Here is a 24,986-nt window from a genome sequence, read left to right on the forward strand (position 1 = left end):
CAGGCCCCTCCCTCACCGGAGGGACGATCCTACCCTGCCCGCACCTTGGTCAGGAAGCCCGCCACCTGATGACGCAAATGGTCGGATTGGGCGACCAGGTCCTGGGCGGCGTGCAGCACGTCCACGGCCATGGTGCCGGTCTCGCTGGCGGCGCGGGTCACCTGGCCGATGGTGCTGGACACGTCGGAGGTGCCGGCGGCGGCCTGGGCCACGCTGCTGGCGATCTCGTTGGTGGCCGCACCCTGCTGCTCCACCGCCGCGGCGATGGTGGTGACGATGTCGCTGATGCGGCCGATGGTGCCGCTGACGCCGTGGATGGCGCCGGCGGCACTGCCGGCCACGGCCTGGATCTCGCCGATCTGGGCGCTGATCTCCTCCGTCGCCTTGGCCGTCTGCGTCGCCAGGGTCTTCACCTCGCTGGCCACGACGGCGAAGCCCTTGCCGGCCTCACCCGCGCGCGCCGCCTCGATGGTGGCGTTCAGCGCCAGCAGGTTGGTCTGGCTGGCGATGTCGCTGATCAAGCGCACCACGTCGCCGATCTTGCGCGCCGCCTCCACCAGGCCGCCCACGGTGTGGTTGCTGCGCTCCGCCTCCACCACGGCGTTCTGCGCGATCTGTGAGGATTCCTCCACCCGCCGGCCGATCTCCTGGATGCTGGCGGACAGTTGCTCGGCCGCCGCCGCCACGGTGTTGACGTTGCCGGCCGCGGCCTCCGCCGCGCCGGCGACCGCCAGGGTTTGGTGGTTGGTCTGCTCGGCGATGGCCGACAGGCCCTTGGCGTTGCCCTGCATGCGGTCGGCGGCGCCGGCCACCCCCTCCACCACCTGGTTCATGCTGGCTTCGAACTCGTCGGCCAACTGGGCCAGGGCGGCCAGACGCTCGGCCTGGGCCTGGGCCTTCATCGTCTCCTGCTCATGGCGCAGGGTGTCGGCCTCCACCATGGTGCGCTGGAAGATACGCAGCGCCCGCACGGTGGCGCCGATCTCATCCCGCCGGTCGGTCGCCCGCACCTCCACGTTCTGGTCGCCGTCGGCCAGGGCCGTCATGGTGTCGACGATGCGCTTCAGCGGGCGCGACACGCTGGCCCAGGCGATCCACAGCGCCAGCGCCATGATCAGCACGGCGCCCGACAGGCCGGCCACCAGCGTCACCCAATAGGTGCGCTCGTTGCGGGCCTTGGCGGCAGCCTCGCCCTTGCTCAGATTCTCGTCCACCGCCTTGGTGATGACGGTCAGCCGGTCCAGCAGCTTGGACAGGCGGATGTCGAACTCATCGGTCAGGGTGGCGGCGCCGGCCTTGGTGTTGCCGGCCGCCATCTGTTCGCGCGCCTCTTCCGCGAACTTCATCATGGCCTTGAACTCGTCCCGGGCCATGGCCAGGTCGTCCTTGGACCCGGGGTTCAGCTTGGCCACGCTGTCCAGGTACTTGGAGAGGTCGCCGGCTTGCTGCCCGATCTCATCCTTCATGCTGTCGATGATGAACTTGTCGGTTTCCGCCAGCATCATGTAGCTGATGCGGCCGATGTTGGCGGCGGCGCCATTGGCCCGGTCGATGGCCTTCAGGGCCTCCGCCTCGCCGCGCAGCAAGTGCTGGTACTGCGCAGCACCGGTGTTCATCTGCGACAGGGTGTAGAGGGAGGTGCCGAGCGTCACCAGCCCCATCAGGATCAGGGGCAGCAGCAGCTTCTGGATGATGGGCAGATCCCGGAAAAACTTCATGCCGTCTGTCCTCCCCCAACGGGTGACGCCATAAGTGTAGGCGTCAGTTTCCGCTTTTTATCTTTGGAAAGATAGTAAGGGGTGGGGGTACGGGCGGTGCAAGCGGTTAAAGTAGTCTAAAATTCACAATAAATTGGTTAAAAGGAAAGGCGCCCCCTGAAAGCCAAGGGGCGCCTACTGCAGGCTTGCGGCCTCTGTGTCAGCCGCGCAACACGGCGCCGGTCGCTTTGGTGACGGCGGCGACGACTTTGGCGGCCACGGCCTCGATTTCCGCATCTGTCAGGGTCTTGTCCACCGGTTGCAACGTGACCGACAGGGCGATGGACTTGAAGCCGGTTTCGACTCCAGGCCCCTGGTAGACATCGAACAGCTGCACGCCGGTGATCAGGGCCTTGTCGGCCCCCTTGGCGGCGCGGACCAGACGATCCGCCTCCACCCCGGCCTCCACCACGAAGGCGAAGTCGCGGCTGATGGGCTGGAAGGCCGACAGCTCCAGCTTCGGCTTCTCCGTCCCGCCCTTCTTCTTCGGCTGCGGGATCAGGTCCAGGAACACCTCGAACGCCACCAGCGGGCCGGTCAGGTCCAAGGCCTCTAGCACCGCCGGATGCAGCTCGCCGAAGCGGGCCAGCACGGTGGGCCCCAGCCGCAGGCAGCCGGAGCGGCCCGGGTGGTACCAGCCGGGCGCATCGGTGGAGACGATCAGGTTGGCCGTGGGGGCGCCGGCGGCCTCCAGCGCCGCGAGGGCGTCGGCCTTGGCGTCATAGGCGTCCACGGGGCGGGTGCCCTTGGCCCAGTGGCGGGCCACGGCCAGGCCGGCGCGCACACCGGCGGCCACCAGGTCCTGCCCCTTCTCGCTGCCGTCGCGGAAGGCGGGGCCCACCTCGAACAGCGCCAGGTCGGCATAGCCGCGCGCGGCGTTGCGGCCGGCGGCGGCGGCCAGGTTGGCCAGCACCGACGGGCGCATGATGGCCAGGTCGGCGCTGATGGGGTTCAGCAGGGCCAGCTCATCCGGGGCGCCACCGAACAGCTTGGCCGTCTCGGGCGCCAGGAAGGACCAGGTGATGGCTTCCAGCATGCCGCGGCCGGCCAGCAGGCGGCGCACGGTGGCGGTGCGGCGCTGCTTGGGCGTTACGGCGACCTTTGGCAGGCCCTCGTCCCGGGGCAGGCTGGTGGTGGGGATGGTGTCGAATCCGTGGATGCGCAGCACCTCCTCCACCAGGTCGGCCTCGCCCTGCACGTCGGCGCGCCAGGACGGCGGCACGGCGTGGATCAGGCCGTCCGTCCGGCTGGTCTCGAAGCCCAGGGCGGCCAGGATGCGCAACTGGTCGGCCTCTGGAACGTCCACGCCGCCCAGATGGGCCACGCGGGCCGGACGCAGGGTCAAGGGACGGCGCCAGGCCGGCTCGGCACCGGCCACGAACACCTCCCCGGCCTGGCCGCCGCAGAGGTCCAGCACCAGGCGGGTCGCCTGCTCGATGCCGCTGACCACCGTGGCCGGGTCCACGCCGCGCTCGAAGCGGTAGCGGGCGTCGCTGTCGATCTGCAGGGCGCGGCCGGTTTCCGCCACCTTGGCGGGCTCGAACAGCGCCGCCTCGATGATGACGTCGGTGGTCGTCTCCGACACGCCGGTGCTCTCGCCCCCCATGACGCCGCCCAGGGACAGGACGGCGCCGCTGGCGTCGGCGATGACGGTCAGGCCAGCCGGCAGGGTGTATTCCTTGCCGTTCAGGGCCAGCAGCGTCTCTCCCGCCTTGCTCTCGCGCACGGTCAGGTCGCCCTGGACCTTGGCCGCGTCGAAGACGTGCAGGGGGCGCACCTGGTCCAGGGTCATCAGGTTGGTGATGTCCACCAGGGCCGAGATGGGGCGCAGGCCGACGGCGGTCAGCTTGTCCTGCAGCCACTGCGGGCTGGAGCCGTTGCGCACGCCCCGCACCACGCGGGCGGCGAACTGCGGGCAGGCGGCCGTTTCCAGTATCACCTTCACCGGGGCGGGGAAGACGCCGGGCACGGGCGCGGTGTTCAGGGGCTTCAGCGTGCCGACGCCGGCGGCGGCGAGATCGCGGGCGATGCCGTGGACACCGGCGCAGTCCACGCGGTCGGGGGTCAGCGAGATCTCGATGACGGCGTCGTCCAGCTTGCGCCAGGCGGCGAAGCTGGCACCCACCGGCGCCTCCTCCGGCAGCTCGATGATGCCGTTGTGCTCGTCCGACAGGTTCAGTTCACGCTCGGAGCACAGCATGCCTCGGCTTTCCACGCCGCGGATGGCGCCCACCTTCAGCGTGTCGCCCGTGGCGGGGATGACCGCGCCGGGGCTGGCGAACACCACGGTGATGCCGGCGCGGCAGTTGGGGGCGCCGCACACCACCTGGACGGGTTCGCCCGTGCCGGTGTCGACCATGGCGACGCGCAGCTTGTCGGCGTTGGGGTGCTTCTCCGCCGACAGCACCTTGGCGATGACGAAGGGCGCCAGCGCCTTGCCGGTGTCCTCCACGCCCTCGACCTCCAGGCCCAGGGCGGTCAGCTTGTCGGTGATGACGTCCAGCGGGGCGCCGGTTTCAAGGTGCTGCTTCAGCCAGGAAAGGGTGAACTTCATCGCTACCTGCCGTTCTTCGGGTGGGGCGCCTGGCGTTTAAAGCCGGCTGCCGCTCTTGGGATGGGTTATCGGGCTAGGCCCGTTAGCGGGTCAGACCTTGGGCCAAGCTGGGCACGTCCAGCGGCACGAAGCCGTAGTGCTTCAGCCAGCGCAGGTCGGCCTCGAAGAAGGTGCGCAGGTCGGGAATGCCGTACTTCAGCATGGCCACGCGCTCGATGCCCATGCCGAAGGCGAAGCCCTGCCAGCGGGTGCTGTCGATGCCGCAGTTCTCCAGCACCTTGGGATGGACCATGCCGCAGCCCAGGATCTCCAGCCAGTCGCCATGGTTGCCCAGCTTCAGCTCGCCGCCCTTGCGCGAGCAGCCGATGTCCACCTCCGCCGACGGTTCGGTGAAGGGGAAGAAGCTGGGGCGGAAGCGCAGCGGCAGGTCGTCCACCTGGAAGAAGGCGCGGCAGAACTCCAGCAGCGTGCCCTTCAGGTGGCCCATGTGGATGTTCTCGCCAATCACCAGACCTTCGATCTGGTGGAACATGGGGGTGTGGGTCTGGTCGTAGTCGGACCGGTAGGTGCGGCCCGGCGCGATGATGCGGATGGGCGGCTCCCCCGCCAGCATCGTGCGGATCTGCACCGGGCTGGTGTGGGTGCGCAGCACGCGGGTGCCCCCGTCCGGCCCGTTGGGCAGGTAGAAGGTGTCGTGCATCTGCCGGGCGGGGTGCTCTGGCGGGATGTTCAGGGCGGTGAAGTTGTTGAAGTCGGTCTCGATGTCCGGCCCCTCCGCCACGGTGAAGCCCATGTCGGCGAAGATGGCGATCATCTCCTCCACCGTCTGGCTGATGGGGTGGACGCGGCCCTCGACCTCGGGGCGGGGCGGGAGGCTGACGTCGATGCGCTCCGCCTCCAGCTTTTGCGCCAGCGCCTCGGCCTTCAGCACCTGGCGGCGGGCGTCCAGCGCCTGGCTGATCTCTTCCTTCACGGCGTTCAGGGCCTGGCCGCGTTCCCGCCGCTCATCCGGCGTCAGCGATCCCATGTCCTTCATCAGGCCGGTGATGCGGCCCTTCTTGCCCAGGGCGTCCACCCGCACCTCTTCCAGGGCGGCCAGGTCGGGGGCGGCGGCAGCGGCGGCCAGCAGGTCGGCCTTGAGGCTGTCGAGGATGTTCATCGCGACGATCCGTCTTTTGGGGCCCGTTCAGCGGGGGCAAGTGGGGCAGGGGTACCAGAAATCAGGCAGAAAAAAGGGGAGCGGGCCCGCCGGGCCTGCTCCCCTTCTTTCGGTAGCCGTTGATCCGGGTAGGATCAAGCGGCCTTGAGAGCGGCCTGGGCTTGATCGACCAGGACCTTAAACGCCTCCGGCTCGCGCGCGGCGATGTCGGCGAGGACCTTGCGGTCAACGTCGATGGCGGCGCGCTTCAGGCCGTGCATGAACTGGCTGTAGGTCAGGCCGTGGATGCGGGCACCGGCGTTGATGCGCTGGATCCACAGGGCGCGGAAGTTACGCTTCTTGGCGCGACGGTCGCGGTAGGCGTAACGCAGCGCCTTCTCGACCTTCTCGATCGCGATCCGGAAGCAGTTGTTGGAACGACCCCGGTAGCCCTTGGCCAGCTTCAGGATCTTCTTGTGACGGGCGTGGGTGGTCACGCCCCGCTTAACGCGAGCCATGGTTCAGCCCTCCTTACGGTACCCGGATGAAATTCTTGGTGATGATGATACCGTCCTGCTTGGACAGGGTCATCATGCCGCGGGCGTTCCGCTTCATCTTCTGCGGACGCTTGCGCATGCCGTGGCGCTTGCCGGCGGCCTGGGCGCGAACGAGACCGGAGGCGGTCAGCTTGAACCGCTTCTTCGTCCCGCTGTGATTCTTCAGCTTGGGCATTTTGGTTCCTCACGAAAGAATAACCGCCCCTGGGGGACACCCCTGGGGACGGCGGTGGATCCATTTGAGCGGGTGGGCATGCCCTGGACCTTTCGGTCCGGCCTCGCCGCCAAAATGAAGCGCGGTTTGTACACGGGGGCGGGACGTATGGCAAGGGCCGAGCGCGGCGGAATGACTCATTTCCAGGCACATCCGCCCCTTGCCGGACACAGGGCTGGGGCCCACTTCTGGAAAACGCCCAACGCAAACCACCGACTTCCCCGCCAGGAGGCGCCCGCCCGTGCCCGAGCTATACACCATAGGGTATGAGAAGGCGGGCCAGCCGGCGCTGGTGGAGCGCCTGGTGCGGGCCGGCGTGCGCACCCTGATCGACGTGCGCGAGCTGCCGTTGTCGCGCCGCGCCGGCTTTTCCAAGGGGCCCCTGTCGGCGGCCCTGCGCCAAGCCGGCATCGAGTATCTGCACCTGAAGGCGCTGGGCACGCCCAAGGAGGGGCGCCTGGCCGGCCGTGCCGGCAACCAGCCGCTGTTCTGGTCCATCGTCGACAAGGCCCTGGCCCGCCCCGAAGCCCAATATGAGCTGGGGGTGGCCGCCGCCACCGCGCTGAACCAGGGCCCCGCCTGCCTGCTGTGCCTGGAGGACGACCCGCACATCTGCCACCGCTCCCGCGTCGCGGCCGACATGGCGGCGGGCTGGGGCTTCGACGTTCACCACCTGTCGGTGGACGCCGCCTTCTAGCCCGCCCCGGATTCTCCGCCCCCAAATTTGCCAGCGGGCGCCGCATGGCGGACACAATGGGCGGCGAGAAGAACCAGGTGGCCGGCGGATGGGACCCGAAAGGGACGCTGGCCCAACGGACAGCTAGTCCAAGGGCTTGGGGCTAGGGTAAGCCTCAGGCGGTTCGGGTCAACGGGGCGCCTGAAGCGGTCGCCCGGGGGGAGCAAGTCGGCCAGTGCATCACGTCGACACCATCATCTTCGCGCTCGGGTCGCTGCTGATGCTGGCCATCCTGGCCGGCCGCGCCTCCTCGCGTGTCGGCGCGCCCCTGCTGCTGGTGTTCCTGGCGCTGGGAATCGCCGTCGACAAGCTGGCCAACTTCCAGTTCAACGATTACCGCCTGGCCTCGCTGGTCGGGTCCATCGCCATCGCGGTCATCCTGTTCGACGGCGGGCTGCGCACGCCCAAGGCGGTGTTCAAGGTGGCGCGCTGGCCGGCCCTGGTGCTGTCCACCATCGGCGTGCTGATCACGGCCGGCGTCACCTGCGTCGTGGCGCGCTGGCTGCTGGGCGTGGGCTGGGCCCAGGGTTTCCTTATCGGCAGCATCGTCGCCTCCACCGATGCGGCGGCCGTGTTCCTGCTGCTGCACCAGCGGGGCCTGCGCCTGCGCCCCCGCGTCTCCGCCCTGCTGGAGGTGGAGTCGGGCCTGAACGACCCCATGGCCGTGTTCCTGACCCTCCTGTCCATCCATGCGGTGCAGGGGGCGGGCTTCGGCTGGGCGCAACTGGGGCAGTTCGCGCTGGAGATGGGCGGCGGCGGCGTCATCGGCGTGGCCGGCGGCTTCGCCCTGTCGGCCATCATCAACCGGCTGGAGCTGTCGGCCGGCCTCTATCCCATCCTGGCGCTGGCCGGCACGCTGTTCATCTTCGGCGCCACCCAGACCATCGGCGCCTCCGGCTTCCTGGCCGTCTACCTCGCCGGCTTCATCATGGGCAACCGCCGGGTCAAGGCGCGGCAGATCATTGAGCGCTTCCACGACGGGCTGGCGTGGCTCAGCCAGATCTCGCTGTTCCTCATGCTGGGCGTTCTGGTCTCGCCCGACACGCTGGTGCGGGTGGCGCTGCCGGCCCTGGTGGTCGCCGTCGCCCTGATGGTGGTGGCGCGGCCCCTGGCGGTCACGCTGTGCCTGTCCTTCTTCGGCTTCGCCTGGAACGAGCGGCTGTTCATCTCCTGGGTCGGCCTGCGCGGCGCGGTGCCTATCTTCCTGGGCCTGCTGCCGGTGCTGTCCGGCCTGCCGGGGGCCGAAACCTATTTCGGCATCGCCTTCGCCGTGGTGCTGCTGTCCCTGCTGGCCCAGGGTTGGACCATAGGCCCGGCGGCGCGGCTGCTGGACGTGGAAATCCCGGCCGATCCCGAACCGCCCGGCCGTGCCGACATCGACCTGCCGGTGGACGGGCCGCAGCAACTGGCCATGCTGACCGTGGCGCCGGAGAGCGAGGCGGCGGTGCGCGGCCTGGGCCGGCTGGTGGTGCCGGAATCCGTGCGCGTGCTGGCCATGATCCGTGAGGGCCACCCCGTGGCGCCGGAGGAGGTGCGCGTGCTCTACCCCGGCGACGCCGTGCTGGTGCTGGGCGAGCCGGCGGCCCTGACTGCCATGGAACGCCTGTTCGGCCGCCGCGACCACGGCCGCCGCGCCGCCGGGCTGGGCGATTTCCAAGTCAAGGGCGACACGCCCCTGGCCACCGTGGCCGGGCTTTATGGGTTCGAGGCGCCGCCCGTCGACGGCGACATCGCCATCGGTGAGCACCTGGCCCGCCGCCTGGGCCGCCGCGCCTCCGTCGGCGTGCGCCTGAAGGTGGGCGAGGTCGCGCTGATCGTGGCGTCCATGGACGAGGCGCGGGTGACCGAGGTCGGCATCGACCTCACCCCCAACGAACGGCCCTGGACGCGCCTGCGCCAGGGCCTGAAGGGGCTCAGGCGCAGCGCCTGAGCCGTCCAGCCGATTGATCCGGCTGCCTTGGGGAAACCGCGCTCAGGTCCGGGGCGCGTGCTTGTTCAGGATGCGCTGCAGGGTGCGGCGGTGCATCTTCAGGCGGCGCGCGGTTTCCGAAACGTTGCGGTCGCACTGCTCGAACACCCGCTGGATGTGTTCCCAGCGGACGCGGTCGGCCGACATGGGGTGTTCCGGCGGCGGCGGCAGGGGGCCGTCGGTCAGCAGGGCGGCCTCGACCGCGTCGGCGTCGGCGGGCTTGGGCAGGTAGTCGACGGCGCCGGCCTTCACGGCCGCGACGGCGGTGGCGATGTTGCCATAGCCGGTCAGCATGACGATGCGCGCCTCTGGCCGGGCATCGCGCAACGCCTTCACCACGTCCAGGCCGCTGCCATCCGCCAGGCGCAGGTCGACCACGGCGTAGCGGGGGGCCGCCTCCTGCGCCACGTCCACGCCCAGCGCGACGCTGTCCACCGCCACCACGTCGAAGCCGCGCTTTTCCAGCGCGCGGGCCAGGCGGATGCGGAAGGGGGCGTCATCGTCCACCACCAGCAGGCTGCGCGACGCGTCCCCGGTGAAGCCGAGGCGCATGGGATCGATCACGTCACCGGTCTCAACGCTCATTCTCGAAAACCCCTTATTTTCCGGCCATGCCGCAGGACGGTTGCAAACTTACCAACGACCTTACTACGCCGTGTGTGGACGCTTCCGTGCGATTCCGACACGCGGCAAAAGGACGCCCCGTGATGGCCGGAGAGATGGACACGCGATTATGTCCATCCAAGGGCGGCAACACGCCATTGTCCACCATACGAAGGTTTCCCATTCTTTTGCGCCGTTCCGACGGCCGACGGCCTCGTCTTGCGCGGACAAGTCATTGGGCACCCGGCAGTAGTCCGCTCCAGTTCACGGTGACATGGGCGCCTGCGCCCACGGGCGTGCTGCCCGGACGGCCGTTGGCGTAGGAGACGACCGCGCCGGTGCGTTCCAGCAGGATCTGGGCGATGAACAGGCCCAGCCCCATGGTGCCGCCGCCGCCGGCGCGCACCGGCACCTGCTCCAGCCGCTCATCCCGGTCGGAAACGTAGGGTTCGCCCAGGCGTTCCAACAGGCTGACGGGGAAGCCGGGGCCGTCGTCGGCCACGGTCAGCACCAGGGCGGCGGGGTCGCAGTGCAGCGTCACGTCCACCCGGGTGGTGGCGAACTGCATGGCGTTCTGAAGGATGTTCCCCAGGCCGTGCTGCAGTTCCGGCGACAACGGCAGCGGGGAGGGCGCGCCCTCCTCCGCCCCGGTCACGGTGATCTCCAGCGCCACGTCGGCCCGGCGGTGGGGGGCGGCCACCGCCTCGATCACCTGCACGGGGCCCAGGGGGGCGTAGGGCTCCATCTCGCCCTCCGCGTCCGGGCGGCGGGCCAGGTCGGCCAATATGACGCGGCAGCGGTCCGACTGGCTCTGCAGCAGATGGATGTCCTCCACCCAGGGGCTGTCGGGCGGCATGTCGCGGGCCAGTTCCTTGGCCACCACGGCGATGGTGCCCAGCGGGCTGCCCAGCTCATGCGCCGCGGCGGCGGCCAACGCGCCCAGGGCGGAGGCCTTCTGCGCGCGGGCCAGCGACACCTGGCTGGCGATCAGGGCCTGCGACAGGTCGCGTCCGGACTGCGCCACCTTGTAGACGTAGGTGGCGATGAAGATGGCGGACAGGGTCAGCGCCGCCCAGATGCCGCCCAGGTAGATGGGCGGCAGGGTGACGCCGTTGCTGGCGGGCCACGACAGGGGCATGGCCAGGACCCAAACCAGGGTCAGGCAGGCGGTGGTCAGCGTGGTCAGCCCGGTGACCAGCCGCCGGCCCAGCATGCTGGCCCCCACCATCAAGGGCGCCAGCACCAGCACGGCGAAGGGATTTTCCAGTCCGCCGGTGAGCATCAGCAGCACGGTCAGCTGCACCGTGTCATAGCCCAGGAACAGCACCGCGCCCCGTTCGGTCAGGAAGGGGCTGCGCCGGCGCCGCGCGATGGCGTAGAGGTTGATCAGCAGCGACACCGCCGTCACCGCCAGGGCCGGCAGCAGCGGGATGTCGATGCCGACCAGATCCTCCACCGTCAGCAGGGTGACGGTCTGGCCGGCGATGGCGATCCAGCGGATGGTGTTGAGCGTGCGCAGGTTGATGCGCGCGGTGGCCCATCGGCCACCTTCCGGCCGCGCCTCGTCCGCGCCGTCATCCCTCATTGCTGTCCACGCCTGCCGCGTCATCGACCTGATCGTCCTGGGTGGGTGAAGATGGGCCTGGGTAGGCCAGCGGCAACCATGCCGGGCGTCAAGCTATAGCGCATGGGGTCACGGCGTCGCACCTGTCGGCTGGAACAGCGTCTTGCTACCCCTTGCCCCCGGCCGCCCGGCGTTGATAATTGCTGGGGGGCGGCGGCCCCCGTGGGAGTGCCCCTGTGGGAGTGCCCCCGTGGGACTGGATGCCGTCGCCCATGCCGTTGGAGAACGATCCTTGGAAAGCCAGCGCAAATTCGCGGTGCAGAAACCCCAGGGCAAGAAATGGGAAACCCTGGCCCTGGTCGACAATTTGTCGGCCGGCAAGCGGGAATTCAGCGAAGCGGTGCGCAGCCACGGCCGGGGCTATGTCCGGCTGATCCAGGTGGATTTCGAGAGTGAGGAGGCGCTGTCCAACTACGACTGGCGCCTGGTGGAACTGCACGACCCCTACAAGGGCAAGGGCCGGCCCAAGCCCACGGTGGTGGCCGGCTCCGAACGCCCCGTGAAGCCCAAGAAGGGCAAGGGCCCGGGTGAAAAGGTGGCCGTGCCCATCAAGACCTGGATGCTGGCCTGCCTGTTGGCGGTGGCCGTGGGCGTCATGTGGGTGGTGACGTATCACCGGCCCTAAGTTTGTTCGTCCGCCCCAGGCGCCGGCGGGCCACCGGGCCCTCAAGCCAGCGGATGCCGGCCCCGGCGCTTGAGGAAAACGTCAGTGCTTGGAACGGCCCTCGCCACCCCGCGTCGACACGCCGGCTTCGGCGAAGGTGGCCATGCCGGTGTGGCAAGCCACGGCGGCCTGCAGGATGGGCAGGGCCAGGGCGGCGCCGGAGCCCTCGCCCAGGCGCATGCCCAGGGTCAGCAGCGGTTCCTGGCCCAGGATGTCCAGCAGGCGGCGGTGCGCCGGCTCGGCCGACAGGTGGCCGACGATGCAATGGTCCAGGGCGCGGGGGTCCAGCTTGAACAGCACGGCGGCGGCGGCGGTGCAGGCGTAGCCGTCCAGCACCACCGGGGTGCGGGCCATGCGGGCCGCCATGATGGCACCGACGATGGCGGCCAGCTCATAGCCACCCAGGGCGCGCAACACGTGGAAGGGATCGCTCAGCAGATCGGCGTTGGCGGCCACGCCGGCCGCGACCACGGCCGCCTTGCGGGCCATGCCCTCGGCATCCAGGCCGGTGCCGGGGCCCACCCAGTCCTCGGCATTGCCGCCGAACAGGGCCAGGCACAGGGCGGCGGCGGATGTTGAATTACCGATGCCCATCTCCCCCAGGCACAGGACGTCGATGCCCGTCTCCACCGCCATCATGCCATAGGCCATGGCGCGGGCGCAGGCCTCCTCGCTCATGGCGGGGCCGTGGGTGAAGTCGGCGGTGGGGTTGTCCAGGTCCAGCTCATAGACGCGCAGGTCGGCGTCGGCCTGGCCGCACAGCTGGTTCACGGCGGCACCGCCCTGGGTGAAGTTGTGCACCATCTGGGCCGTCACCGCCGGCGGATAGGCCGACACGCCCAGGGCCGCCACGCCATGGTTGCCGGCGAACACCGCCACGCGCGGATGCTGCACACGGGGGGGCGTGCGGCCCTGCCAGGTCGCCAACCATTCGGTCAGGCTTTCCAGCCGGCCCAGCGCGCCGCGCGGCTTGGTCAACTGCACCTCGCGCTGCATGACGGTGGTGGCGGCCTCCAGATCCGGGCCCGGCAGGTCGGCCAGGACGCGGCGGAATTCGTCGAAGGAGGGAATGTCGCTCATGATGCTCCGGCCCGATAATGGGACCCGCGGTCGGGCGCCGGACTGGCGCTGGCGGGCGGACGGGACTTCCCGTATACCGGAACCATGACTGATGCAACGGGGCCGCGCCTGGGCGGTGTCTTCGCCGAATTCATAGCCGCCGTGATCTTTTTGACGCGGCTGCCCATCCGTTGGCGTGGCGACTGGCCGCAAGACCTGGATTCCCGGGCGTTGACCTGGTTTCCCATCGTCGGCACCCTGATCGGCGCCATCGGCGGCCTGGTCTACTGGGGCCTCAGCAGCGTCAACGTCCCGCCCCTGCTGGCCGCCCTGCTGACCGTGGGCGCGCTGATGGGCCTGACCGGCGCACTGCATGAGGACGGACTGGCCGACGTGGCCGACGGCTTCGGCGGCGGTCGCGACCGCGAGGCCAAGCTGACCATCATGAAGGACAGCCGGGTGGGCACCTACGGCGCCGCCGCCCTGGTGTTGAGCGTCGCCGCGCGCACGCTGGCCCTGGCGGCGATCGCCAGCCCGCACCATGTGGCCGTGGCCCTGATGGGCGCGCACGCCTATTCCCGCGCCTTCCTGCCGGGCATGAAGCTGCTGCTGCCGGAGGCGCGGCTGGTGGGCCACAGCGCCGGCGTGGGCAAACCCAACAGCGCCCGCGCGCTGGCGGCGCTGTTGGCCGGTTTCGTCCTGGCGGCCACCACCCTGACCAAGCTGCCGCTGGACGGTGGCACCACCCGCATCGCCATCCTGGCGGTGGCGGCCGGCGGCGTCCTGGTCATGGGGCAGCTGGCCCGGCGCCAGGTGGGCGGCATCACCGGCGATGTGCTGGGGGCGACGGAACAGGTGGTGGAGATCCTATTCCTGGTGGCCGTGACCGGCGCCCTGGGCGGCACCGTCGCCATGCCATGAGCACGTCCTTCCCCCCTCGGCACCCCCGCCTTTGTCGATGCCCCCCTTGGCGACGCCCCCCTTGGCAACGACGGTGCGGTGGTGGTGGGTGCGCCACGCCCCCCTGGCGCAGCCGCACCGGATCGCCGGCCAGGCGGATGTGGAGCTGGCCCTGTGGCCGGGCTCCAGCGCCCAGCTGACGGCGGCGCGCCTGCCCACCAGCGCCCTCTGGCTGGCCAGCCCCCTGGGCCGCACGCGCGAGACGGCCACGCGCCTGGCGGCCCTGGTCCCCGCCGCCCCGCCCGAGCCGGCGACCGACCCCCGGCTGATGGAACAGCATTTCGGCGCCTGGCAGGGCCACAGCTATGCCGAGCTGGAGGACGCGGGCGACCCGCACCTGGCCCCCTTCTGGGCCGACCCGGCGGGCATGGCCCCGCCCGGCGGTGAAAGCTTCGCCGACCTTTGCCGCCGTGTGGCGCGGGCGGTGGAGGAGTGGAGCGCCCGGCAGGCCGGCGACCGCGACATCATCTGCGTCAGCCACGCCGGCCCGGTGCGCGCCGCCATCGCCCAGGCCCTGGCCCTGCCCCCCGCCATGGCCCTGTCGCTGGACGTGGCGCCCCTGTCGTTGACCCGCCTGGATCGCATCACCACCGCCAATGGCCCCGTCTGGGCCGTGCGCTGGATCAACCGCATCCCCTGACCGAACCTTGCCGCACGGCCGCCTTACTTCGCCTTTAGGGTCACCCCCAAGGTGCCGGCGGCATAGGGTTCAACGAGGCGTGCCCGTCTGGGCCATGGGCGGCGGCATCCAGATATGGTAGGAATTTTGCCAACAACGTCAAAGGCTGGTTCAGCCCCGCTGAACCCCGACTAATGAGGATAAGGAAGATGATCGATCGGCGGCAGGTGTTGGCGGGTGCGGTGGCAGGCGTGGCGCTCGCGCTGGGAACCGCGATGCCGGCGCGGGCGGAGGTGACGGAGGCGCAGCTGATGGTGGAGCGCGCGCGCCTGACCGCCATGTCCCTGTTGGGCGACCCGCAATACGCCCCGCTGAAGAACCTGCTGGGCCGGGCCAAGGGCGTGCTGATCCTGCCCAACGTCATCCAGGCGGGCTTCTTCCTGGGCGGGGGCGGCGGCACCGGCGTGCTGGTGGCGCGCGGCACCGACGGGTCGTGGAGCGGCCCGGCCTTCTACACCATGGCCGAGGCCAGCTTCGGCCTGCAGTTCGGCGGCCAGCAGGCGCAGATGATGCTGGTGATCATGACCGACAAGGGCCTGAACGCCGTCATGGACCGCAGTGTGAAGCTGGGCGCCGACGCCAAGGTGGCGGTGGGTGAGCTGGGCACCCAGGTGGGCGCCGGCTATGGCGTCGGCGTGGACGCCGACATGTACGTCTATGCCAAGACCGCCGGCCTGTTCGGCGGCCTGGCCGTCGACGGCTCTGTCATCACCCCGCGCAAGGAATGGAACGACATCTTCTACGGCCAGCAGACCACGCCGGAGCAAATCCTGCTGGACCGCGCCTTCTACCGGCCGGAAGCCCAGGCTCTGGCGAGTGTTTTAAGTCAGTAAAGCGCCCCCTCAAGCGGCCCTTCGTCGCCGGGCGATCTGCTTTACGGAGCGCAGCGACGAGGACGCGACCGCGTCCGCCGGAGGTTTACGGGGAGCCGAAGGCGGACTGGAAATCGAGGATAGCCAAGGGGCGGATGCCTCGCCGGCGCTTGAGGAACACCGAATAATAAGCACTCAAGCCCAGACGAGCGCCAGCAGCGCGATGCAGGTCGCCAGCAGGCCGGCGGCGGCGGTCAGGGCCACGACGGCCCGCATGTCGCTGGCGTCGACGCGGGCGCGGCCGGTGCCCAGCCAATCCTCATAGACCACCATTTCGCCCTCCTTGCGGGGGCCGGCCAGGGCCAGGTTTAGGGCGCGGGCCACGGCGGCCACAGGCAGGGCGGCCGTGCCCTGGATGTGCTGGGTGCGCAGGGCGGCCAGGGCCGTGCCCGGGCGGCTGCCGGGCACCATCAGGCAGCCCGCCGCCAGGAACAGCACGGTCAGGCGCGCCGGGATCCAATCCATGACCAGCAGGGCGCGGCGCGCCGGCCGACCGAAGGCGGCATAGCGGGGCGAGGTGTGGCCCACCGTCACCGCCACCGTTTCCACCGTCACCCAAATCATCAGGCCGGGCAGGTCGAACAGCGCGAACCAGAACAGGGGCGCCACCAGGCCCCGGCTGACCTGGCCCACCAGCGCCTCCATCCCCGCCCGCAGCACGGCGTGGTGGTCCATGGACCAGACGGGCTTGTGCGTCAGCGGCGCCACCGCCTGGCGCAGCGCCTCCTCATCCGCCGCCGTGGCCGCCGCCAGCAGGCCCCGCATGGTGACCAGCAGGCGGCCGAAAAGCAGCGCCCGCGTCACCAGCAGCAGCGACAGCAGCCAAGCCACGCGCAAATGCGCGGCGGCGATGGTCAGCACCAGGGCCGCCAGCCCCACCCCGCCCGCCAGGACCAGCACCAGCAGGGCGCCGCGCGCCAGGCGCACGCTGTCCAACCGCTCGATCCGGTTCAGGCGCTTGTCGGCCCAGCGCACGGCAGTGGCCAGCTGCCCCTGCGGCGTCGCCAGCCAGCGGTCCACGGCGGGGAAGCCGGCGATGAAGGCGTTCAGCACCAGGGCCAGCGCCAGCAGCAGCAGCGATTCCGCCCGGGGCGGGGCGAACGGTAGGGGAATCATGTCCGTCTACCGGGCCTGAGGCTGGCCAGGGTGAACGTCGGCAGCCGGTTCGACAAGCGGCGCAGGCCACCGCCCTCCGTCCCACCGCCCTTCCCGCCGCCCGCCGGCGGTTCCGGCGGCGGCAGGAAGCCCAGCGTCTCAGCGGCGGCACTTCGTGCGGCGGCACCCGGCACGCGCCATGACAGCGTGTCGAAGCCACCGCAATGGCTGCACAGCGCCCCCCAGGCGGGGTTCACGCCGCCGCAGGCCTGGCACACCCAGGCGGGATCGGGGGCGGCCTTGCCCGCCTGGGCCAGGTGGCCGCGCTCTTCCGGGCCCTGTCCATGCTCGGCCGTCGCCAGCGCCGCCAGGCGCCGATAAACGCGGGCTGAGGGCCGGAGGGCCAGGGCGCGGGTCAAGTGGCCGCGCGCCAGGCCCCACAGGCGCGCCTCGGTCGCCGCGTCGGCCAGGGCGACGTGAGCCTCCGGCACGTTGGCATCCAAGGCCACCAGGGCCTCCAGCCGTTTCACCCGGGCCAGCGGGTCGGCGGCGGCGCCGGCCTTCTCCCCCGCCACGCCCCAGGCGGCGGCCAGCTCGGGATGGGGCGCCAACCGCCACGACTGTTCCAGGGCGCGGGTGGCGGCGCGGACGGATCCGGTGGCGGCCAGCAGGCGCGCCGCCTGCACCGCCGCCGGCACGGAGGCGGGCTCCAGGTCGTGGGCCTTGCGCGCCAGCGCCAGCGCCTGGTCCTGATTGCCGTCGGCCTCCGCCGCGCGGCTGCGTTCCACCAGCAAGGCGGCGCGGTGGCGGCGCAGAGTGTCGGCCGGCAGGGCCTTGGCCGCCGTCAGGGCGTCCAGCGTGACCGCCGCGGCCATCCAGTCGCCGGCGCGCGCCTGCAGGTCGAACTGGGTCAGCAGCGGCCAACGCGCCTTGGGCTTCAGGGCCGCCGCTTCCCGCACCAGGCCCAGCGCCCGCCGCGTCTCGCCGGCGGCCAGCGCCTGCAGGGCCAGGCCGCGCAGGCCGACGAAGGCCATGTCCGGCTGCTTCAGCGCCGCGCCCCGCTCACGCATGGCGGTGTAATGGCCGGCCGCCGCCGCCTCGTCCCCGGCCAGTTGCGCCGCCTGGGCGGACAGCAGCAGGGTCAGCGATGGTTCGTTCAGCAGGCCATCAGCCTTGGCGGCCAGGCGACTGGCACCGGCGCCATCCCCGCTGGCCACCGCCAGGAAGCCCCGGCTGAGGGCCTGGTATCCCCGCGCGCGACGGCTGGTGCGGCGCCCCGCGCCGAAGCGCCCGGGGCTGCGCCACACCAGCACGAACAGGCGCACCAGGATGTAGGCCACGACGGCCAGCAGCAGCAGGGCCACGGCCACCACGCCCACCTGGGTCTGGATGATGTACCCCTGCCAATCCAGCCGCAGGGTGCCCGGCCGCTGCGCCACCCAGACCGCCAGCGCGACGACCAGGCCCAGGCGCAGCAGGAACCACAGCGTCCGCCTCATGGATGGCCCCCATCAGCCGGCTGGGGCTGCGAAGGGGCGCCGCCCTCGGGCGGCACCGGTTCGGCCGGCTTGGCCTCCTCGGGCGACGGGGTGGGTGCGCTTTCGGCCGGCCGTTCCTTAGGGGCAGGCAGGCCGGCTTGCACGTCGCTGACGGCGCGGCGCGAGAGCCGGTTCATGGCGTCGTCGGCGCTCAGCCGCGCCTGGGCGTCGCGCAGCCAGGCCTGGACCTCGGGGGCCGCCGCCGGTGGGCCGGACAGGGCCGACATCTCCGCCACCGCCGTACCGATGTCGCCCCGGTCCAGCGCGGCGCCGGCGCGCGACACCACGGCGTCGGGCGCGTTGCCCTCCACCCGGCCGTCCTTGCGGCGGATGGTGACCAGGGCCTTGATACGACCCCATAGCTGTTGCAGCCAGTCGGCGCCCTCCGGCACCTGGGCCGCCTGCTGCGCGGCGGTGGCGGCGCGGTCGAAGCCTTCGCGCAGGGCAACGGGGCCGGCAAGTCCGGTGGCCTGGCTTTGCGCCAGCCGGTCCAGGGCCTGGCGCAGGGCGTCGTCTTCCGGCGCCAGGCTGCGCACGGCCGACAGCTCCACCCCATAGGGCCGGCCGGATAACAGGGCGGCCTGCAGCTGGTTGGTCGCCACCAGCAGGGCCTGGCCGCGACCGGCGGCGGCCGTTTGCGCCGCCAGCCGGCCGGACAACTCCTCACGCTGCTGCGCCGACTGGGCCAGCGCCTGCTCCAGCGCCCGCTGCCGGTCGGTCAGGCGGTTGAACTGGTCGGTCATCTGCTCCAGCCGGGCGGCCAGGGCGGGGTCGGGGACGGCCGGCGCCGTGGTGCCATCGCCACCCACGGCCGGCGCGGCGGCCAGCCTGGCCTTCAGGTCGGCCACCTCCTGTTCCAGCGCCTGCTGGCGCTGGCCGGCGACGTTCAGGCGGCGGGCCATCTCGGCCAAGGTCGCTTCCGTCCCCGCCTGCTCCGCCGACTGCGCCGGCTGGATGGGTGACGGCTGGGCGGACGGCAAGGCGCCGGCGGGCAGGCCGGCACGGCTCAGCCACGGGTCCAGGGCGCCGGCGCGGTACAATGACCAGCCGCCGGCCCCCAGCGCCGCCAGGGACACCAACAGGGCCAGGACCGAAACGGCCCCTTCCCCCCGACGCGGCGGCGGGGCGGCCGGCCGGGGCGGCTCCCGGCGAAGGGCATCAGGCTTGGGCATATCCATACGCGGGGCATCGGCGCGGGGCGGTTCCGCCTTGGGCCGGGGCGGTTCCGCGATGGGAACGTCCGTCTTCGGCAATTCCATGCGGGGGCGATCGGCGCGGAAGGTCTCTCCCGGAGGCGGAGGGAACGGCGGGGGCGGAGCGTCGTCGGGCCGGGCGCCCAGGCGATAGCTGCTGGCGGGGGCGGGCGGCTCCCTATCCAGGGAGGGCGCGCCGGCGAGGGAACCGGGACCGGGCGACAGGAGACGATCTTCCGGCCCCGGCAGGGCGATGACCGCGGTGGCAGGCAGGGTGGGAGCTAGACTGGCAGGCGCCTCCAGCGCGCCCATGACGGCGTCCAGTTCGGCGGCTGAGAGGGCCAGCCCCAGGCGCGACGCCGCCGCCTCAAGGTCGGCCCGGCGGTTCGGCGGGATGTGACCGCGCTTTTTCCAGCCCTGGACCGTGGTCACGGGAATGCCCAGCTTGGCCGCCATGGGCCGGATGCCGCCGAACCGTTCGACGATGGCGTCCACCTGCGGATTGGCGCCCGGCAGGTTGGTGCCCGCCAGATTGGGGGTGGGGGACGGGGCGTCCGAACCTTCACCGCTCATACGGCGATCCTTTCATCCTAAAAACGCTTCAGGGCCCGTCGGGCGTCAGGGCCAGCAGGTCCAACAGGGCGGCCTGGTTGGGATGGGCGGCCACGGCCACGTGGCGGAACAGGGGGCCATTCCCCAGGGCGCCCGCCACCGCCGGGCTGAGGCACAGGGCTGAAACGGCACCCAGATCGGCACCGCCCTGTACCGCAAGGTTAACAAACGTACGTGCCGACCGGGGAGAAAAAAGCAGCACATGATTAACCGACCCGGCCGCCAACGCGTCGCGGACACCGGGCAGCAGGGCATCCGCCGCCACCGCGCGGTACAGGACCAGGCGCCGGGTGGTGAAGCCCTGGGCCGCCAAGGCGCCGGCGGGATCGCCCGCCACATCGGCGCCCGCGGCGTGCAGCAGCAGGCCAGCATCGGGCCGCGCCTCGGCCGCCACCAGGCGAACCAGGTCGTCGGCGTCGCCGGCGGCGGAGCGCACGGCGGTGAAGCCCAGTTCGCGCGCCGCGGCGGCGGTGCGGTCGCCCACCGCGTACAGGGGCCACGTACGGGGTGCACCCTGCCAGGCCAAGGCCCGTACGCCGTTGACGCTGGTGATCAGGACGGCCTGCACCGCGTCCGGCGGCGGCAGGGTGGCCATCACATCCTCCACCGTCAGCAGCGGGTCGATCAGAACGTCGTGGCCCAACGCCGCCACGGCCGCCGCCGTGCGGTCGGCCTCCGGCTGGGGGCGGGTGACGAGGACGGTGGCCATGGGTGCCGCCCGTCCCGCCGTCAGGACACGGCGAAGATGCCGGGCGGCAGGCGGCCCTTCAACTCGGCGCCCGCGTCCAGGCCGGCCACCAGCGCATCGGCGGCGGCGAAGCGGCGGCTGGTGGTGACGATGGTGCGGCCGTCGGGGCTGAGCGCCATGGCCTCCAGGTCCATGGCGCCGTCGGCCAACACGCGGGCCAGCGCGGCGATGGGGGTGCGGCAGGAGCCATCCAGGGCGGTCAGCACCCCCCGCTCCGCCGTCACGCGCAGGGCGGTGTCGGCGCAGTTCAGCGGCGCCAGCAGGCCGTTGGTCACGGCGTCGGCAACCCGCGTCTCGATGCCGATGGCGCCCTGGGCCACGGCGGGCAGCATCACGTCGGCCTCCAGCACCGCCGTCACCTTGTCGGCCAAATCCAGGCGGCGCAGGCCGGCCATGGCCAAAAGGGTCGCGTCCACCTCCCCCTCCGCCAGCTTGCGCAGGCGGGTCTGGACGTTGCCGCGCAGGGGCACGACGGTCAGGTCGGGGCGGCGGGCCAGCACTTGCGCCTGGCGCCGCAGGCTGGCGGTGCCGACGACGGCGCCGGCCGGCAGGTCCATCAGCGTGGCGCCGTCGCGGCTGAACCAGGCGTCGCGCGGGTCCTCGCGCGGCAGCAGGCAGGTGATGTCCAGCCCCTGGGGCAGCACGGTGGGCACGTCCTTCATGGAATGGACGGCCAGGTCGATGTCCCCCGCCAGCAGGGCGTCCTCGATCTCCTTGGTGAACAGGCCCTTGCCGCCGGCCTCCGCCAGGGTGCGGTCCAGGATGCGGTCGCCCGTCGTCTTGATGACGACGATCTCAATGGCGTCCGGCACGGCGAGGTGGGGATGGGCCGCCCTCAGCCGGTCGCGCGTCTCTTGCGCCTGGGCCAGGGCCAAGGGGCTGCCCCTTGTTCCGATACGCAGGGGCGTGCCGATGCGGAGGGGGGCCTGCGGGGTATGGGAGGGCGTCGCGGTCGTCATGCTTGCCTGTCTATCCCCCTTTGCGGTTGCGGGAAAGGGCCCGGTCGGTGACAACGGCGGAAATGATGCCGATTTGATATGGCTTAGGTCCGGCGTCCGCCGGAGGGGCCAAGGGTTTTGAGTGATGATCGTCCTGGGTATCGAGACCAGTTGTGATGAGACCGCCTGCGCCATCGTCGATGACGCGCGGGGCATTCGCGCCAACGTCGTGCTGTCGCAGCTGGACGAGCACCGCCCCTATGGCGGGGTCGTGCCGGAAGTGGCGGCCCGCGCCCACCTGCATTACCTGGATGGCCTGATCCGGCAGGCGCTGGATGAGGCGCGCCTGGATCTGGGCCAGGTGGACGCGATCGCCGCCACCGGCGGGCCCGGCCTGATCGGCGGGGTGATCGTGGGCGTCATGACGGCCAAGGCCATGGCGGCGGCGCGCGGCCTGCCCTTCGTCGCCGTGAACCATCTGGAAGGCCACGCCCTGACGGCGCGCCTGACCGATGACGTGCCCTTCCCCTACCTGCTGCTGCTGGTGTCCGGCGGGCATTGCCAGTTGCTGGAGGTGGAGGGCGTGGGCCGCTACCGGCGCCTGGGCACCACCATTGACGACGCGGTGGGCGAGGCCTTCGACAAGACGGCCAAGCTGCTGGGCCTGGGCTATCCCGGCGGGCCGCTGCTGGAGAAGGCCGCGCAGAAGGCCACCAATCCCAGCCGCTTTGACCTGCCAGCCCCGATGAAGGGGCGGCCGGACTGCGACTTCTCCTTCTCCGGTCTCAAGACCGCCGTGCGCCGGCATGTGGAACAGCTGAGTACGCCAACCGAGGCGGACGTGGCGGACCTCGCCGCCGCCTTCCATCACGCCGTGGGCCAGTCACTGCTGGACCGCTGCGACCGCGCCATCAAGGCCTTCAAGGGCCGGCATTCAGTCAATGAACAAGGAGGGGGCCAGCACCTGGTGGTGGCCGGCGGCGTGGCCGCCAACAAATACCTGCGCGAGCAGTTGGCCAAGCTGGCGGCCAAGCGTGGCCTGACCTTCACCGCCCCGCCTCTGGCCCTCTGCACAGACAACGCCGCCATGATCGCCTGGGCGGGGTTGGAGCGGTTCCGCCTGGGCCAGACCGACAGCCTGGACTTCGCCCCGCGCCCCCGCTGGCCCCTGGACCCCACCGCGAAGCCGATGAAGTTCGCGGGGGTCAAGGCGTAAGCGGCGCGTCAGCTGGCGCTATTGCTTGGACGAATCAGACATTCCGCCGGGATGCCCCATTCGCGATTGAGCTTCCATGCCATTTCCATGGTCAAAGACCGTTTGCGGGATAGGATTTCCGATGCCCGGGATCGTGACCCTAAAAGGGCGGACAGGTCGCGCTGGCTGTAGCCGCGAGCCTGCATCTGGAACTTGATGGCATCCACCGGGTCGGGAACCTCGATGGGCCAATGCTTCGCCTCGTAGTCGGCAATGACCAAGGCAAGCAAATCAAAGTCGTCTGCTTCCGCCGTACCCGGGGTGGGTTCGTTTTCAAAGAAGCGCTCAATATCGGCCAAGGCCTTTTCATAGTCCGCTTCGGACCGCAGGGGGCGGATGTTCATCACACGCTCTCCGCGTCAATCTTGTCGTATTCGGCATGCGTTCCGATGAATTTCACCAGAACGCGCCTGAACGTGTAGGACACATGGACGATCAGGCGGAATTTGTTGCCGCCAAGGTCAAAGATCACCCGGTTATCTCCCACAAAATCCACCGTCGAACCGAACTGCGCCTTGATGTCAGCGGGGCCGGCCCACTCAGCCCTGGCGGCCAGCGCGTACCATCCCCGAACGGAAGCCTCCGCCCGGGGATGCTTTACCCAGAACTGGCGAAGCGTACGCAGGGCTATGACTTGCATGATTCAACCATAGTCCGTTCCCGATCCGGGAACAAGAGGCGTTCCCGCAGCGGAAACGGGTTTGCCCCAGCCGTCACCGGCCGGGGGCCGAGCCCTCTCAATGCGCCGTGCTGGTGAACACCTGTTCGGCCCCGCCCTTCTTGAAGACGACGCCGCCCTTCATCACGAAGTCGACCTTGCCCATCAGGGTGATGTCCTTGGTCGGGTCGCCGGGGACGGCGACGATGTCGGCGTACTTGCCGGCGGCGACGCTGCCGATGTCCTTGTCCTTCTTCAACAGGGTGGCCGCGTTGATGGTGGCCATCTGCAGGGCGTACATCGCCGGCATGCCCACCTGGACCAGCAGGGGGAAGTCCTTCCAGTTGTCGCCGTGGGGATAGACGCCGGCATCGGTGCCGTAGGCGAACTTCACCCCGGCCTTGTAGGCGTCGCCCACCGTCTTCATCAGCTGCGGCCCCACCAGCAGGGCCTTGGCCTGCACCGCCGGCGGATAGGCGTGGGGGTTGCCCTTGGCCTTTTCGGTCACATAGGTGCCGGTGTAGATGGTGGGAACGTAGTAGGTGCCGTGCTCCTTCATCAGCTTCATGTCCTGGGCGTCCATGAAGGTGCCGTGCTCGATGCTGTCGGCGCCGGCGACGACGGCGCGGCGGATGCCCTCCGCCCCGTGGGCGTGAACGCCGACGATGTAGCCGTACTCATGCGCCGCCGCGACCAGGGCCTTGGTCTCCTCCTCCGTCAGCTGGCTGTTGTCGACGCTGCCCGACAGGTCCAGCACGCCGCCCGTGGTCATGATCTTGATGGTATCGACGTTCTGCTTGTAGTGCTCGCGCACCGCTTTCCAGGCGTCGGCCGTGCCGTTGATGATGCTGTCGTGCGCGCCCACATCGGGCTGCAGGTCCATGCGCAGGCCGTCGCCGTCGTCGGCATGGCCGCCGGTGGACCCGATGGCGGGCCCGGCCGTCAGGATGCGCGGGCCGGCGACCCAACCCTTGTTGATCTGGTCGCGCAAGGCCACCGTCTCATAATGGCTGTCGCCCAGGTTGCGCACGGTGGTGAAGCCGCCCAGCAGGGTGCGCTTGGCCCACACCGTGCTGCGCACCACCCAGTCGGCCAGATTGAAGTGCAGCATGTCGCTGTAGACAGTGGGGGTGAATTCGTTGCTGAGGTGGACGTGGGCGTCGATCAGGCCGGGCAGGCAGGTTTCCCCCGCCAGTTCCACCATGTCGGCCTCGGGCCGGGTGACATAGCCGGCGACCACCTCGGTCACGCGGTCGCCCTGGATGACCACACTGGTCTGGCCCAGCATCTTGCCAGCCACGGAGTCCAGCAGCGCCGGGCAATGCAGCACCACCGGCTTGGCCGCCGGGGCCGCATCCTGCGCGTGAGCCACAAGCGGGGCTCCGAAAGAGATCAGCGCGCAACCGGCCAGCAAGGCAAAGGAAAGGGCGGCGCGACGGGCGCGGCGGCCCGCCGTCGTCATGGTACCAACAGCCATTTCGGCATCCCCTTATTCAGAAGCATGTCCCTGTTTCATCCGCCGGTTCCCCGACCGGTCGGCTGGGCGCCACGGTACCATCGCTC

At 70.7% G+C, this 24,986-nt stretch carries 23 protein-coding genes; 7 read left to right on the forward strand and 16 right to left on the reverse strand.

Annotated elements, in window-relative coordinates; translation table 11 throughout:
• Positions 1–29: 29 nt before the first annotated feature.
• The 5 genes from UAJ10_RS09550 to rpmI form a co-directional block, all read right to left on the reverse strand.
• On the reverse strand, positions 30–1,718 hold the full coding sequence (locus tag UAJ10_RS09550; protein ID WP_322915151.1) for a methyl-accepting chemotaxis protein: 1,689 nt from the start codon (positions 1,716–1,718) through the stop codon (positions 30–32).
• Positions 1,719–1,917: 199 nt separating this feature from the next.
• Positions 1,918–4,311, reverse strand: coding sequence for a phenylalanine--tRNA ligase subunit beta (gene pheT, locus UAJ10_RS09555; RefSeq protein ID WP_322915152.1), 2,394 nt, complete (start codon positions 4,309–4,311; stop codon positions 1,918–1,920).
• An 82-nt stretch (positions 4,312–4,393) separates the two neighbouring features.
• Positions 4,394–5,470 (reverse strand): phenylalanine--tRNA ligase subunit alpha, encoded by a 1,077-nt coding sequence (gene pheS, locus UAJ10_RS09560; RefSeq protein WP_322915153.1) that lies wholly within the window; start codon positions 5,468–5,470, stop codon positions 4,394–4,396.
• Positions 5,471–5,604: 134 nt separating this feature from the next.
• The gene (gene rplT / locus UAJ10_RS09565; protein WP_040843389.1) at positions 5,605–5,967 is read right to left on the reverse strand and encodes a 50S ribosomal protein L20; all 363 of its coding nucleotides are present in this window, start codon (positions 5,965–5,967) and stop codon (positions 5,605–5,607) included.
• 13 nt (positions 5,968–5,980) lie between these two features.
• On the reverse strand, positions 5,981–6,181 hold the full coding sequence (gene rpmI, locus UAJ10_RS09570; RefSeq protein ID WP_004271784.1) for a 50S ribosomal protein L35: 201 nt from the start codon (positions 6,179–6,181) through the stop codon (positions 5,981–5,983).
• Positions 6,182–6,461: 280 nt separating this feature from the next.
• Here rpmI and UAJ10_RS09575 point away from each other — a divergent pair, with 280 nt between their 5' ends.
• Together UAJ10_RS09575 and UAJ10_RS09580 are read left to right on the forward strand one after the other, a co-directional pair.
• Positions 6,462–6,917 (forward strand): DUF488 domain-containing protein, encoded by a 456-nt coding sequence (locus UAJ10_RS09575; RefSeq protein ID WP_322915154.1) that lies wholly within the window; start codon positions 6,462–6,464, stop codon positions 6,915–6,917.
• 214 nt (positions 6,918–7,131) lie between these two features.
• Positions 7,132–8,886 (forward strand): potassium/proton antiporter, encoded by a 1,755-nt coding sequence (locus UAJ10_RS09580; RefSeq protein ID WP_322915155.1) that lies wholly within the window; start codon positions 7,132–7,134, stop codon positions 8,884–8,886.
• 42 nt (positions 8,887–8,928) lie between these two features.
• On the opposite strand, the gene UAJ10_RS09585 is transcribed toward UAJ10_RS09580, so the two are convergent.
• Entirely contained in the window at positions 8,929–9,510 is a 582-nt protein-coding gene (locus UAJ10_RS09585) for an ActR/PrrA/RegA family redox response regulator transcription factor (protein ID WP_322915156.1), read from the reverse strand.
• A gap of 250 nt (positions 9,511–9,760) precedes the next feature.
• The gene (locus UAJ10_RS09590) at positions 9,761–11,113 is read right to left on the reverse strand and encodes an ActS/PrrB/RegB family redox-sensitive histidine kinase (protein ID WP_322915157.1); all 1,353 of its coding nucleotides are present in this window, start codon (positions 11,111–11,113) and stop codon (positions 9,761–9,763) included.
• Positions 11,114–11,342: 229 nt separating this feature from the next.
• On the opposite strand from UAJ10_RS09590, the gene UAJ10_RS09595 reads away from it, so the two are divergent.
• A complete protein-coding gene (locus tag UAJ10_RS09595) occupies positions 11,343–11,777 on the forward strand; it encodes a hypothetical protein (RefSeq protein WP_322915158.1) in 435 nt (144 codons plus the stop codon).
• Positions 11,778–11,858: 81 nt separating this feature from the next.
• Here UAJ10_RS09595 and cobT read toward each other — a convergent pair whose 3' ends face one another.
• Entirely contained in the window at positions 11,859–12,896 is a 1,038-nt protein-coding gene (gene cobT, locus UAJ10_RS09600) for a nicotinate-nucleotide--dimethylbenzimidazole phosphoribosyltransferase (protein WP_322915159.1), read from the reverse strand.
• Between the two features lie 84 nt (positions 12,897–12,980).
• Here cobT and cobS point away from each other — a divergent pair, with 84 nt between their 5' ends.
• The 3 genes from cobS (at position 12,981) to UAJ10_RS09615 (ending at position 15,347) form a co-directional block, all read left to right on the forward strand.
• Positions 12,981–13,796, forward strand: coding sequence for an adenosylcobinamide-GDP ribazoletransferase (gene cobS, locus UAJ10_RS09605; RefSeq protein WP_322915160.1), 816 nt, complete (start codon positions 12,981–12,983; stop codon positions 13,794–13,796).
• A gap of 46 nt (positions 13,797–13,842) precedes the next feature.
• A complete protein-coding gene (locus UAJ10_RS09610) occupies positions 13,843–14,475 on the forward strand; it encodes a histidine phosphatase family protein (RefSeq protein WP_322915161.1) in 633 nt (210 codons plus the stop codon).
• Positions 14,476–14,663: 188 nt separating this feature from the next.
• On the forward strand, positions 14,664–15,347 hold the full coding sequence (locus UAJ10_RS09615) for a lipid-binding SYLF domain-containing protein (RefSeq protein ID WP_322915162.1): 684 nt from the start codon (positions 14,664–14,666) through the stop codon (positions 15,345–15,347).
• Positions 15,348–15,521: 174 nt separating this feature from the next.
• Here the strand turns inward: UAJ10_RS09615 and UAJ10_RS09620 are convergent, their stop codons facing one another.
• Genes UAJ10_RS09620 through hemC form a run of 5 tightly spaced genes read right to left on the reverse strand, consistent with a single transcriptional unit; the run spans position 15,522 to position 21,531 of the window.
• Positions 15,522–16,502, reverse strand: coding sequence for a cobalamin biosynthesis protein CobD/CbiB (locus UAJ10_RS09620; protein WP_322915163.1), 981 nt, complete (start codon positions 16,500–16,502; stop codon positions 15,522–15,524).
• Positions 16,499–17,980 (reverse strand): heme biosynthesis protein HemY, encoded by a 1,482-nt coding sequence (locus tag UAJ10_RS09625; RefSeq protein WP_322915164.1) that lies wholly within the window; start codon positions 17,978–17,980, stop codon positions 16,499–16,501. The genes UAJ10_RS09620 and UAJ10_RS09625 overlap by 4 nt, the downstream gene beginning before the upstream one ends.
• On the reverse strand, positions 17,977–19,785 hold the full coding sequence (locus UAJ10_RS09630; RefSeq protein ID WP_322915165.1) for a COG4223 family protein: 1,809 nt from the start codon (positions 19,783–19,785) through the stop codon (positions 17,977–17,979). Before UAJ10_RS09630 ends, UAJ10_RS09625 begins: the two co-directional genes overlap by 4 nt.
• 28 nt (positions 19,786–19,813) lie before the next feature.
• Positions 19,814–20,533: a uroporphyrinogen-III synthase gene (locus tag UAJ10_RS09635; RefSeq protein WP_322915166.1), complete on the reverse strand. Its 720-nt coding sequence runs from the start codon at positions 20,531–20,533 to the stop codon at positions 19,814–19,816.
• Positions 20,534–20,553: 20 nt separating this feature from the next.
• Positions 20,554–21,531 (reverse strand): hydroxymethylbilane synthase, encoded by a 978-nt coding sequence (gene hemC / locus UAJ10_RS09640; protein ID WP_322915167.1) that lies wholly within the window; start codon positions 21,529–21,531, stop codon positions 20,554–20,556.
• 124 nt (positions 21,532–21,655) lie between these two features.
• Between hemC and tsaD the strand changes: the two genes are divergently transcribed.
• Positions 21,656–22,726, forward strand: coding sequence for a tRNA (adenosine(37)-N6)-threonylcarbamoyltransferase complex transferase subunit TsaD (gene tsaD / locus UAJ10_RS09645; RefSeq protein ID WP_322915168.1), 1,071 nt, complete (start codon positions 21,656–21,658; stop codon positions 22,724–22,726).
• 8 nt (positions 22,727–22,734) lie between these two features.
• Here the strand turns inward: tsaD and UAJ10_RS09650 are convergent, their stop codons facing one another.
• The 3 genes from UAJ10_RS09650 to UAJ10_RS09660 form a co-directional block, all read right to left on the reverse strand.
• Positions 22,735–23,109 carry a helix-turn-helix domain-containing protein gene (locus UAJ10_RS09650; RefSeq protein WP_322915169.1) on the reverse strand — a complete coding sequence of 125 codons (375 nt, stop codon included), beginning with the start codon at positions 23,107–23,109 and terminating at the stop codon, positions 22,735–22,737.
• The gene (locus tag UAJ10_RS09655; RefSeq protein ID WP_322915170.1) at positions 23,109–23,405 is read right to left on the reverse strand and encodes a type II toxin-antitoxin system HigB family toxin; all 297 of its coding nucleotides are present in this window, start codon (positions 23,403–23,405) and stop codon (positions 23,109–23,111) included. The genes UAJ10_RS09650 and UAJ10_RS09655 overlap by 1 nt, the downstream gene beginning before the upstream one ends.
• Before the next feature lie 97 nt (positions 23,406–23,502).
• The gene (locus tag UAJ10_RS09660) at positions 23,503–24,795 is read right to left on the reverse strand and encodes a metal-dependent hydrolase family protein (RefSeq protein WP_322915171.1); all 1,293 of its coding nucleotides are present in this window, start codon (positions 24,793–24,795) and stop codon (positions 23,503–23,505) included.
• Positions 24,796–24,986 lie beyond the last annotated feature (191 nt).

The organism is Nitrospirillum guaranorum (assembly GCF_034653275.1).
Lineage (GTDB): Bacteria > Pseudomonadota > Alphaproteobacteria > Azospirillales > Azospirillaceae > Nitrospirillum.